Genomic DNA, 11,155 nt, shown 5'->3' with positions numbered 1-11,155 from the left:
TGTCACGAGCAAGGGAGGCTCGGGTTTGGACCGATTCAAAAAGGCAGTTGAACTGAGCTTCCGTATCCGGCCAGCCGGGATCGCCCTCGCGGCCGTCTATGCGCTGAGCTGCCTCGGTTCGCGTCAGTTCTCGCTGGATCAGTTCTTCCTGCCGGCGGGCATCCGTGCAGCGGCACTGCTGATCGTCCCGACCCGCCTGTGGCCCTATCTGCTGCTGGGCGAGTACGCGTACTTCGCAACGCTGCGCATCCCCATGATCGACACCTATGGCCTGGACTGGGTCATCCTGGCTTCGACACTGCTGATGCCGATGGCGATGCTGGTGGTCTACCTGCATCGGATGAGAATGCCGTCCGAAGCAGCTACCGGTCTCTGGCTGCTGTCGTTGTCATTCTGCACGGCACTGTTCGTCCCGGGTCTCAACCTGGGCATTTCATATGTCCTGTGGTCGAACCCACCACCCAGCAATCTGCTGGACGCGGTCGACCGGACGATCTTTGGCCACTTCGCCGCCATCATCACCCTGGTGCCGTTGGCATTCCTCTGGTCGCGACGGCAGGCCGATCCCGGTTGGAGCGACCGTTTCGTCGCCCCTACCGCCTCCGCGATCCTGGTGATGCTGGTGCTGGGCCTGTGCATGCAATTGACAAGTGCCGGTGCCCATACGACACGCACACACATGGTGCTGCTGGCCGCCCTGCCCGCCATCGCCCTGACCTTCATGCATGGGTGGCGCGGTGCGGCCATCGCGATTCCGTTGTTGAACCTCCCCCTGCACGGCGCGACGCCCAGCACCGGCCTGCCCTCCTCATTCGACCTGGGCACGTTCGCCACCCAACAGAACATGGCGGTGATGAGTGTCGCACTGCTGGCACTCGGTTCCAGCATCAGCTACCACCATCAGCGCGCCCGGTCCCGCGGCCTGGCCGAGGCAACCACACTGCGCCTGGCACGCGGCTCGCATCAGACCAGCGAGCGTGAGCTGCGTGAACGGGCCGTCCACCTGAAACATCTGGGAGAGGGCATGGACAGTTCGCTCAGCGAGATGGTCAGCTGGCTGAAGTCCCAAGGCCACCATGCGGTCGCAAACAGCCTGCAGCATGCGTCGTCGGTGCATTCACGCCTGTTCCGTGAACAGGCCAGCCTGGTCTATCCCACTGGACTGGAACAGGTCGGGCTCTACATCGCGCTGCAAGCCGGCGGTGCATACGAAATCTGGAACAACACGCATCGCGTCATTCCGCCCAGGCTGGCGGGCAATCCCTGCCTGCTGACCGTGGATCTGCAACTGGCCATCTATCGCTCGCTGATCGAGGCGGTTTCACTTCTGCTCGAGCTGGAGACCGGGCAGGTCTGCGTGCGCGCCCGAAGCGGTCGGGCAGGCAAACGTCGCGGCATTGTTGCTGTGGTGAGCCTGCTCGACCGTGGTTGCACGCTATCGACGCGCACCACCCACCAGGCCGTCGAGCGCCTGGCCGGGCGGATGCTTGCCTACGGCGGAACAGTCCACTGCCGGGGCAATCGGCTGCGACTGGTCCTGCATGAACCAATCACCCACGCGTCGCCCGCGGCGGCCTGACACGCAATCCTGCCCGGCGCGTAGCGTTCGCAGCTAAAGTTGCAGCCGAAACCGCCGCTATCCGTGCCGAGCCCCTCCCTCGTGAGCCACCGCATCATGCCCGTCCTGCCGCAGGCCGCCGTCGATGGCGACCTGGCCGATCCGCTGCCGCAGCGGATCCTGCTGGTCGAAAACTCCCGTGCCTTCACCGGCATGCTGCGCGAGGCCATCGAGCAGCGCCTGGAGCTACCGGTGGTGATCGCCTCCACCCTGGCCGAGGCCGACCGCCTGCTGAACGAAGGTGGCGGCTGGTTCCTGGTACTGACCGGGCTGGTCCTGGCCGATGGCGACCGCGACGCGGTGGTCGAGTTCTTCCTCAAGCGCAACCTGCCCACCGTGGTGGTCAGCGGCGTCTACGACGAAGACCTGCGCAAGCGCGTGCTGCAGCAGCAGATCATCGACTATGTGCTGAAGAACACGCCCGGCAGCATCGATTACCTGGTGTGGCTGGTGCAGCGGCTGGAACGCAACCGGCGCATCGCCGCGCTGGTGGTGGACGACTCACCGTCCGCACGCGGTTATGCCGCAGCCTTGCTGCGCATGTATGGGCACGAGGTGCACGAGGCGGCCGATGGCAATGAGGGCCTGGCTGCAATTGAGGCGCATCCGGCGATCCGCCTCGCCGTGGTCGACCAGGAAATGCCAGGCATGCAGGGCGTGGAGTTCACCCGCCGCCTGCGCACCCTGCGCTCGCGCGACAAGGTGGCGGTGATCGGTATCTCCGGCAATACCGATGCGTCGTTGATCCCGCGCTTCCTGAAGAACGGCGCCAACGATTTCCTGCGCAAGCCGTTCTCACGCGAGGAGTTTTTCTGCCGGGTCTCGCAGAATGTGGACCAGCTGGAGCTGATCGGCACCCTGCAGGACCTGGCCACCCGGGATTTCCTTACCGGGCTGCCCAACCGGCGCTGCTTCCTCGAGCAGAGCCAGCGCCAGCTGCCGCAACTGCAGCTGCACGGGCAGTGCGTGGCGGTGGCGATGATCGACATCGACCACTTCAAGCACATCAACGACACCCATGGCCACGAAGCCGGCGACGATGCCTTGCGCGCGGTGGCCAGCGCGGTGGCCGCGCACGCGCGCAGCCAGGACCTGATCGCACGCTTCGGCGGCGAGGAGTTCTGCCTTCTGGTGCCGGACATGGAGCAGGACGAGGCACTGCTGTACTTCGAGGAACTGCGCCAGCGCATCGCCGCGCTGGAGGTCGACATCGGCACCGCAACCCTGCGCATGACCGTCAGCATCGGCCTGTGCTGCCTGCGCCCGCAGCGCGATGCACTGCACCGGCTGATCTCCGAAGCCGACCGCCAGCTGTACCTGGCCAAGGCCGGTGGCCGCAACCGGGTCAGCTGCACCACGGTGGCCAGCCCACTGCGCCCACGCGAACCGGCGCTGCCCTGACCGCTGCGCTTTGATCCAGATCAACGCCGCCCGCGCAGGGCGGCTCTACAGTCGGCCCCGACATACGCATGAAGGGGAGCCGGGGATGGCACTACTGGTCTGGCAGGACGATCTGAACATCGGCATCGATGTGATCGACCAACAACACCGCCGCATCATCGAGATGCTCAACCACCTGCACGTGGCCCAGGCCAGCATGCAGCGTGCCGCGGTGGGTGAAGTGATCGACGAGGTGGTGGACTACACCATGTCGCACTTCGCGTTCGAGGAAGAGCTGATGGAAGAAGCGGGCTACCCGTTCTGTGCCGCGCACAAGCGCGTGCATGAGGTCTTCATCAAGCGGGTATCGGAGTACCGCATGCGCTTCCAGGCCGGCGAGGACATCAGCGACGAACTGCGCACCATGCTCTCGCGCTGGCTGTTCAACCACATCCGCGGCGACGACCAGGCCTATGCCGAGCAGGTCAAGGCGCACCTGAACCAGTTCGCCCGCGAACACCAGGGCGGTGGCTGGCTGGGTCGCACGCTCAAGCGCTTCTTTGGTTGAGCCGCAGCGCGCGCCGGTGCAGTGCCACCAGCGCGCACAGGGTGGCAACCGCGGTCAGGCACAGGTAGTAGCCCACCGCGACCAGGCCGAATCGCTCGGCCAGCCAGGTCGCCAGATACGGGGCAGGTGCCGCACCGAGGATGCCGGCCAGGTTGAATGACAGCGAAGCACCGGTGTAGCGGACCTCCACCGGGTAGATCTCGGCCAGGAAGGTGCCGCAGGGGCCATAGGTCAGGCCCATCAGGAACAGACCCAGGCACAGGAAGGCGGTGACCAGCCATGGGCTGTGCGGCTGGAACAACGGCGCGAACAGTACGCCGAAGCCGATGATCAGCACGCTGGCGACGATCATGGTGCGACGCGTGCCCCAGCGGTCGCCATAGCGTGCCGACAGCGGGATGCCCAGTGCGAAGAACAGCATGCCGACCATCTGCATCAGCAGGAACTGCTCGCGGCTGTAGCCCAGCACCGCCGTGCCGTGGCCCAGGCTGAACACGGTCATCAGGTAGAACAGCACGAAGGTGGCGAAGGCGCCCAGGGTGCCCAGCAGCATCGGCACCGGATGGTCACGCAGCACCGTCCACATCGGCAGCCGTACTGGCGCCTTGCGCTCCAGTGCCTTCTTGAAGTCGGGCGTCTCGTGGATGTTCAGCCGCACCCACAGTCCCAGACCCACCAGCAGCGCGCTGGCCACGAACGGAATGCGCCAGCCCCACTGCAGGAAGTCGTCCTGGCTCAGGCAGCGGCCGAGCACCAGGAAAATGCCGGCCGACAGCAGGAAGCCAAGCGGCGCACCCAGCTGCGGGAACATGCCATACCAGGCGCGCTTGCCCGGCGGTGCGTTCTCAGTGGCCAGCAGCACCGCCCCGCCCCACTCGCCGCCCAGCCCCAAGCCCTGGCCGAAGCGGCACAGCGCCAGCAACGCGGGGGCCCACAGGCCAATCTGGGCATGGGTGGGCAACAGGCCGATCAGCACCGTGGACAGGCCCATGGTCAGCAGCGCGGCCACCAGCGTGGCCTTGCGGCCGATACGGTCACCGAAGTGGCCGAACACTGCCGAGCCCACCGGGCGCGCGATGAACGCGACCGCGAACGTTGCCAGTGACTGCAGCAGCGCCGCCTGTTCGCTGCTGTCCGGGAAGAACAGGTGCGGGAACACCAGCACTGCTGCCGTGGCGTAGATGTAGAAATCGAAGAATTCGATGGTGGTGCCGATCAGGCTGGCCAGCAGGACACGACGGGGGGAATTCACGGGTGGCGCGGCAGCAGCGATCGTCGACATCGGCAGTACGGATAACGGTAGATCGGCCGATTCTGCCACGGGGCGGTGGTCGCACGGGGCGATGGTTTCAGCCGACACCGATGCCAACGAATTTTTTCCTGCCGCCCGCTAGGCTGCGCCACCGGTCCCTGCATGGATGCCTTGCCGATGGCTGCAGTCGCGTTGTCGTGGTCCGATTCGCCGAAGCTGCCGCGGATGGCGGCGTGGCTGGTGGTACTGCTGGTGCATGGAGGGCTCACTCTGTGGCTGCTGGACAGCGGCCGGATCGAACTGCGTAGCGGCGAGGGCCCACGGATCATGCTGCGCTGGCTGCCACCGGAACTGCCGACGCCGGTAGCCAAGCAGCCCACCTTGCCCTCCGCACAGATGACGCGTCCGGCCGCATCGGTGATGCCCCGCCCTGCCCCGGTTGCGCAGGCAGACAGCGCCCAGCCTGCTGCGGAGGACGCGGCTGCGGTGGCGCCACTGATCCTGAGTCTGCCTGCGGGCAGCATCGACGGTGGTGACGGCATCAGCGCCGCAGGTATCGCTCCCCGCCTGATCGGCCGCCGCGAGGTGCATCCCGCGTTCGCACCGCGCCGCAACTACTTCCGCATCCGTCGGCAGATGAGCCCCGAGCAGATCGTGCATGGCGTGGCGCAACTGCTGGGGCTGTGGCCACCGGGGTACATCGTCGACCCGTGCGAGCTGGGCAAGCAGGACATGGACTATTTCCAGAACGCCGTTGAGGAGGACGACCGCGAACTGCTGCGTGCGGCGGTGCTGCAGGTGAGCGCGCGTTGCCGGTAGCTCGACGGCTGTCTGCCTTCTGTAGAGCCGAGCCATGCTCGGCTGCATCTCGCGAAGAGCAGTCGAGCATGGCTCGACTCTACAAAGAGCAAACAGCAGCCGAGCATGGCTCGGCTCTACGAAAAGCGCTCGGCAAGCGCGTCGTTACAACTGGATCCAGGTGGCCTTGATCTCGCTGTACTTGTCGAACGCGTGCAACGATTTGTCACGCCCGTTGCCGGACTGCTTGTAGCCACCGAACGGGGCGGTCATGTCACCACCATCCCAACCATTCACCCACACGCTGCCGGCGCGCAGCTGGCGTGCGACACGATGGGCGCGGCCCAGGTCACGCGTCCACAGGCCCGCCGCCAATCCATAACGGCTGTCGTTGGCCACGCGCACCGCTTCGGCCTCGTCGTCGAAACCAAGCACGGCCAGCACTGGCCCGAACACTTCCTCGTGTGCCAACGCGTGGTCCGGACGCACCTGGTCGAATACTGTGGGCTGCACATAGCAGCCGCCGGCCTCCACCTCGGCCCGATGGCCGCCCAGCAGCAGACGAGCGCCCTCGCCTTCGGCACGGGCGATATCGGCCAGCACCTTGTCCACGTGCGCGGCGTCGACCAGCGCGCCCATCGGTGCATCGGCCTCCAGTGGATGGCGGGGCTGCATGTGCTGGCCATAGGCAATCACCTGGTGCACGAAGTCCTCACGGATCGAGCGCTGCACCAGCAGCCGCGAGCCGGCGGTGCAGACTTCGCCCTGGTTGAAGAAGATGCCCTGCGCCACGGCCTTGGCCGCTGCGTCCAGGTCCGGGGCGTCGGCGAACACCAGGTGTGGGCTCTTGCCACCGCATTCCAGCCAGACCCGCTTGAGGTTGGACCGTCCCGCATACTCCAGCAGCTTCGCGCCGGTGGCGGTGGAACCGGTGAAGGCCAGCACGTCCACGTCCATATGCAGTGCCAAGGGCTCGCCCACGCGCGTACCATGGCCGGGCAGCACGTTCAGCACTCCGTCCGGCAGGCCCGCCGCGGCGGCCAGCGCCGCCAGCCGCAACGCCGACAGGGGCGAACGCTCGGACGGCTTGAGCACCACCGAATTGCCCATCGCCAGTGCCGGGGCGATCTTCCAGCAAGCCATCAGCAGCGGGAAGTTCCACGGCACGATCGCCGCCACCACGCCGGCAGCCTCGCGCGTGACCAGGCCGAGTTCATGCGGTCCGGTGGGTGCGATTTCGCCGTACAGCTTGTCCACGGCCTCGGCGGTCCAGGCCAGGCAGCGCACCACGCCGGGCAGGTCGATGCGGCGTGAATCGCGCACCGGCTTGCCCATGTCCAGGGTTTCCAGCAAGGCAAGCTCGTCGGCGTGTTTTTCCACCAGCCCCGCCAGGGCCAACAGCACGCGCTTGCGATGGGCCGGGCTGGCCTGCGACCAGTGGCCCGCATCGAAGGCACGCCGCGCCGCCCGCACTGCGCGCTCCACGTCCTGTGCGTCGCAGTCGGCGACCGCCGCCAGCACGCGGCCATCAATCGGGCTGATGCAGTCGAAGCGCGCACCGTTGGCAGCATCGACGTAGCGGCCATCGATGAATGCCTGGGTCGGCATCGAAAGCTGCTGGGCCAGTGCCTGCCAGTGGCTGCGGTCGGGAAAGTCGGCCATGCCGGGCTCCTCGGAACAGTTTCCCCGGTTATACCGGCGTGGCCGCGACTCCGCCGTGACGTGGCTGCGCTACATTCTCCCCATCGGACCCGATGGAGCTGGCATGAAGCGTTCCGCGAGCGACCTGCACGATCTGGCTACCCAACGCCCGGAGTCATTGGAGGCGTACTGGATGCCGTTCACCGCCAACCGCCAGTACAAGGCAGCGCCGCGTGTGCTGGTGCGTGCCGAGGGCATGCACTACGAGGATGTCGACGGCCGCCAGATCCTCGATGGCACGGCCGGCCTCTGGTGCTGCAACGCGGGCCATGCACGGCCGCGCATCGTCGAGGCCATCGTCGAGCAGGCGCGCACGCTCGACTACTCGCCCGCCTTCCAGATGGGCTCGCCGCCGGCATTCGCGCTGGCGCAGCGGCTGGCCGCATTGGCACCAACGCCCCTGAACCATGTGTTCTTCACCAGCTCCGGCTCGGAGGCGGTGGATACCGCGATGAAGATCGTGCTGGCCTACCACCGCCAGCGCGGCGAGGGCCAGCGCACGCGCTTCATCAGCCGCGAGAAGGCCTACCACGGCGTCGGCTTCGGCGGCATGGCACTCGGCGGCCTGCCCAACAACCGCAGGGCGTTCGGCCTGCAGCTGGGCGGCGTGGACTACCTGCGCCACACCCTGGACCTGCAGCGCAATGCGTTCAGCAGAGGCCTGCCGCGCCAGGGCGCTGAACTGGCCGACGATCTGGAGCGGCTGATCGCGCTGCATGACGCCTCGACCATCGCGGCGGTCTTCGTCGAGCCCATCGCTGGGTCCGCCGGCGTGATCCTGCCGGCGCCGGGCTACCTGCAGCGCCTGCGCGAGCTGTGCGATCACCACGGCATCCTGCTGGTGTTCGATGAGGTCATCACCGGTTTCGGCAGGGTCGGCATGCCCTTCGCCGCACAGCGCTTCGGGGTCACCCCGGACCTGCTGACCTTCGCCAAGGCGGTCAGCAACGGCGCGGTGCCGCTGGGCGGCGTGCTGGCCAGCGATGCGGTGCACGCTACGCTGATGCAGGCGCCGCCGCAGGCCATCGAGCTGTTCCACGGCTATACCTACTCTGGTCACCCGCTGGCCTGTGCGGCCGCGCTGGCCACTCTGGAGGTCTACGCCGAGGAGCGCCTGTTCGAGCGGGCCATCGAACTGGGCGAGTACTGGCAGGAACGGCTGCATGCGCTGCAGGGCCTGCCCAACGTGATCGACATCCGCAACTTCGGGCTGGTCGGGGCCATCGAACTGGCACCACGTCGCGATACCCCGGGCAGCCGGGGCTACGAGGTATTCCGGCGCTGCTTCCACGACGGTGGGCTGCTGGTGCGCTGTACCGGCGACATCATCGCGCTGTCTCCGCCGCTGATCGTGGACAAGGCGCAGATCGACCAGATCGCCGGCACGCTGGGCGAGATGATCCGGGCCACCGCCTGAGCCCGGGCCGGCGGCGGCGAGCGGGTACAATGGGCGGTTCCGCTCCTGCTCGCTGCCGTGCCCATGGATATCGTCGTCAAAGAAGAACTCAAGGCCTATATCGACCCGCTGACCGCGGACGAACATGACGCGCTGGAGCGCAGCATCCTGGCCGAAGGCTGCCGCGATGCACTGGTGCTGTGGGGCGATGTGCTGGTCGATGGCCATAACCGCTTCGGTATCTGCCAGAAGCACGGCCTGCCGTTCAACACCGTGCAGAACACCCGCTTCCAGAGCATGGAAGACGTGCACCTGTGGATGATCGAGCAGCACCTGGGGCGCCGTAGCGTGTCCGACTTCCAGCGCGGCGTGCTGGCGCTGCGCAAGCGCGACATCCTCGCCGCCCGCAAGCAGGTCGAGCAGGCCCAGCTGCAGCGCGAGAGCGATGGCACGGCAGAGATGGCCGATGAAGGCGGTGAAGACAGCCCGCCGTGGGAGCCGGCACCGAAGGTCAGCCGTGCCGAGCTGGCCCGCGAGGCCAAGCTGAGCACCAGCCAGGTCGGCATGATCGAACGCATCCACGCCCAGGCCGCGGCCGAGGTGGTGGAAGCGGTGAAGGCCGGCATGATCTCGATCAGCGCCGCCGCGGCCGTGGCCGACCTGCCTGAAGAAGAACAGCGCGCCGCCGCCGCCGGTGGCAAGGACGAGCTGAAGCAGGCCGCCAAGCGCGTGCGCGAGTCCAAGCGCAAGCCGCGCGCGCCGAAGCCTGAACCGGCCGAGATGGATTTCGAGGAGGCGGATGAGGACGAGATCGCCAGCCGCGATGCCGAAGTGCTGTCCGCACTGGAACAGCTGGGCGAGGATGCACCGGCCCTGCGCCGTCGCGTGGTCGCCCTGACCCGCGAGAACGACACTCTGCGCGCGCAGCTGGCCGCGCTGCGCAAGCAGCTGGAAGCGCTCTGACCCCTTGGGTAGTGCCGGCCGCTGGCCGGCAACCCCATGAACGTATCGGGTGAACTGCAGATGCCGTCCAGCGGCCGGCACTACCCGGCGCTCATTCGGTGGCGGTTAGACTTCCGGCATGACGCCTGCCATCGATCCGCGCCGCGCTCAGCTGCGGCGCCTGAAAGCCCTCGCGCTGGGCCTGCTGCTGTTGATGCTGGCCGGTTTCGCGGTCAGCCACTGGCAGGGTGAACGCGGCATCTGGGCCTGGGTTTCGGCCTTCTGCGAAGCCGCTGCCGTGGGCGCGCTGGCCGACTGGTTCGCCGTGGTCGCGCTGTTCCGGCGGCCGATGGGCCTGCCGATTCCGCACACCGCGATCATCCCGCGCAGCAAGGAGCGCATCGGCGACAGCCTGGCGCTGTTCGTGCGCGACCAGTTCCTGGAGCCAGGTGTGCTGCTGGCCAAGCTGCAGGTATTCGATCCGGCCAGCCGCCTCGGCAGCTGGCTGGCCGACCCGGCACGCTCGCGCATGCTGGCCGACATGGCCCGCGGTTGGGCGTTGCAGGCGCTGGATTTCTTCGACGAAACGGCCGTACGCCGGCAGCTGCATGCCTTCGTGGTGCAGCAGTTGCGGCAGTGGAATGCCGCTGCCACTGCCGGTGAACTGCTGGCCCTGCTGACCGCCGATGGCCGCCATCAACGCGTGCTGGACGAGGGCCTGCAGCGGCTGGGCCGCTGGCTGGAACAGCCTGAGGTGAAGGAACGCGCCTCGCAGCTGATCGTGCGCTACATCCAGCGCGAATGGCCGACGCTGTCGAGCACGGTGAACTGGGTCAAGCCGATCGACGAGATCGGCGACAGCCTGGCCGAACGCCTGGCCCGCGCGGTGCTGGAAGAGCTGCAGCAGGTGCTGGCCGAGCCGCAGCATCCGCTGCGCCAGGACTACGAGACCTGGTTGCAGAACTACGTGCAGCGCCTGCGCGAGGATCCGGCGCTGGCCGAGCGCATCGAGCAGCTCAAGCAGGAAATGATCGACCACCCGGCCCTGCAGGAGTACGTGCAGGGGCTGTGGGCGCGCATCCACGCCAGCCTTCGCGCGGACCTGCAGCGCGAGGATTCGGCGCTGGTCGGCCACCTGCAGCGCAGCCTGGGTTCGCTCGGTGCCAGCCTGCAGGCCGACCCGGCGCTGCGCCAGGCACTGAACCAGCATCTGATGGAAGGTGCGCAGCGCCTGACCGGGCGCCTGCGCGAGGGCGTCACCACGCATATCGCGCAGACCGTGAAGGGCTGGGACGAGCGGCACCTGGTCGAACAGCTGGAACTGAGCGTGGGCCGTGACCTGCAGTTCATCCGCTTCAACGGCACCCTGGTCGGCGGGCTGATCGGCCTGCTGCTGCACGCTGCGACGGTCCTTTTCCGCTTCTGAAGCCTCCCTGCACGGGAGCGGGCGCCGTCACGCTTGATTAACGAAATGCGAATGCCTATCATTTGCTAATCGGT

9 protein-coding genes are annotated in these 11,155 nt (G+C 67.3%); 7 read left to right on the top strand and 2 right to left on the bottom strand.

Annotated elements, in window-relative coordinates; genetic code table 11:
- The first annotated feature begins 25 nt into the window (after positions 1–25).
- From QP552_RS07000 to QP552_RS06990, 3 genes are all read left to right on the top strand, one after another.
- Complete coding sequence (locus QP552_RS07000; RefSeq protein ID WP_286075913.1) at positions 26–1,579, top strand: MASE1 domain-containing protein; 1,554 nt, start codon at positions 26–28, stop codon at positions 1,577–1,579.
- Between the two features lie 96 nt (positions 1,580–1,675).
- A complete protein-coding gene (locus QP552_RS06995; protein WP_106550344.1) occupies positions 1,676–3,019 on the top strand; it encodes a diguanylate cyclase in 1,344 nt (447 codons plus the stop codon).
- Between the two features lie 85 nt (positions 3,020–3,104).
- A complete protein-coding gene (locus QP552_RS06990; protein WP_004151683.1) occupies positions 3,105–3,566 on the top strand; it encodes a bacteriohemerythrin in 462 nt (153 codons plus the stop codon).
- On the opposite strand, the gene QP552_RS06985 is transcribed toward QP552_RS06990, so the two are convergent.
- Positions 3,547–4,848, bottom strand: a complete 1,302-nt coding sequence (locus QP552_RS06985; protein WP_286075412.1) for an MFS transporter — start codon at positions 4,846–4,848, stop codon at positions 3,547–3,549. The two genes, QP552_RS06990 and QP552_RS06985, sit on opposite strands and share 20 nt — an antisense overlap.
- A 147-nt stretch (positions 4,849–4,995) precedes the next feature.
- Between QP552_RS06985 and QP552_RS06980 the strand changes: the two genes are divergently transcribed.
- Positions 4,996–5,637 (top strand): hypothetical protein, encoded by a 642-nt coding sequence (locus QP552_RS06980; protein WP_286075411.1) that lies wholly within the window; start codon positions 4,996–4,998, stop codon positions 5,635–5,637.
- 144 nt (positions 5,638–5,781) lie between these two features.
- Here the strand turns inward: QP552_RS06980 and QP552_RS06975 are convergent, their stop codons facing one another.
- A complete protein-coding gene (locus tag QP552_RS06975; protein WP_286075410.1) occupies positions 5,782–7,278 on the bottom strand; it encodes an aldehyde dehydrogenase in 1,497 nt (498 codons plus the stop codon).
- Positions 7,279–7,381: 103 nt separating this feature from the next.
- Between QP552_RS06975 and QP552_RS06970 the strand changes: the two genes are divergently transcribed.
- From QP552_RS06970 to QP552_RS06960, 3 genes are all read left to right on the top strand, one after another.
- Positions 7,382–8,734: an aspartate aminotransferase family protein gene (locus tag QP552_RS06970; RefSeq protein ID WP_286075409.1), complete on the top strand. Its 1,353-nt coding sequence runs from the start codon at positions 7,382–7,384 to the stop codon at positions 8,732–8,734.
- Between the two features lie 63 nt (positions 8,735–8,797).
- Positions 8,798–9,676: a plasmid replication/partition related protein gene (locus QP552_RS06965; protein ID WP_106550340.1), complete on the top strand. Its 879-nt coding sequence runs from the start codon at positions 8,798–8,800 to the stop codon at positions 9,674–9,676.
- A gap of 118 nt (positions 9,677–9,794) precedes the next feature.
- Positions 9,795–11,081: a DUF445 family protein gene (locus tag QP552_RS06960; protein WP_106550339.1), complete on the top strand. Its 1,287-nt coding sequence runs from the start codon at positions 9,795–9,797 to the stop codon at positions 11,079–11,081.
- Positions 11,082–11,155 lie beyond the last annotated feature (74 nt).

The organism is Stenotrophomonas sp. 59, assembly GCF_030291095.1.
Lineage (GTDB): Bacteria > Pseudomonadota > Gammaproteobacteria > Xanthomonadales > Xanthomonadaceae > Stenotrophomonas > Stenotrophomonas maltophilia_Q.
This window is presented reverse-complemented; position numbering and strand designations above follow the sequence as displayed.

Coding starts and splice junctions, on each gene's coding strand:
- QP552_RS06990 (WP_004151683.1), top strand. CDS start 3,105: ATGGCACTACTGGTCTGGCAGGACGATCTGAACATCGGCATCGATGTG.
- QP552_RS06980 (WP_286075411.1), top strand. CDS start 4,996: ATGGCTGCAGTCGCGTTGTCGTGGTCCGATTCGCCGAAGCTGCCGCGG.
- QP552_RS06995 (WP_106550344.1), top strand. CDS start 1,676: ATGCCCGTCCTGCCGCAGGCCGCCGTCGATGGCGACCTGGCCGATCCG.
- QP552_RS06960 (WP_106550339.1), top strand. CDS start 9,795: ATGACGCCTGCCATCGATCCGCGCCGCGCTCAGCTGCGGCGCCTGAAA.
- QP552_RS06965 (WP_106550340.1), top strand. CDS start 8,798: ATGGATATCGTCGTCAAAGAAGAACTCAAGGCCTATATCGACCCGCTG.
- QP552_RS06975 (WP_286075410.1), bottom strand. CDS start 7,278: ATGGCCGACTTTCCCGACCGCAGCCACTGGCAGGCACTGGCCCAGCAG.
- QP552_RS06985 (WP_286075412.1), bottom strand. CDS start 4,848: ATGTCGACGATCGCTGCTGCCGCGCCACCCGTGAATTCCCCCCGTCGT.
- QP552_RS06970 (WP_286075409.1), top strand. CDS start 7,382: ATGAAGCGTTCCGCGAGCGACCTGCACGATCTGGCTACCCAACGCCCG.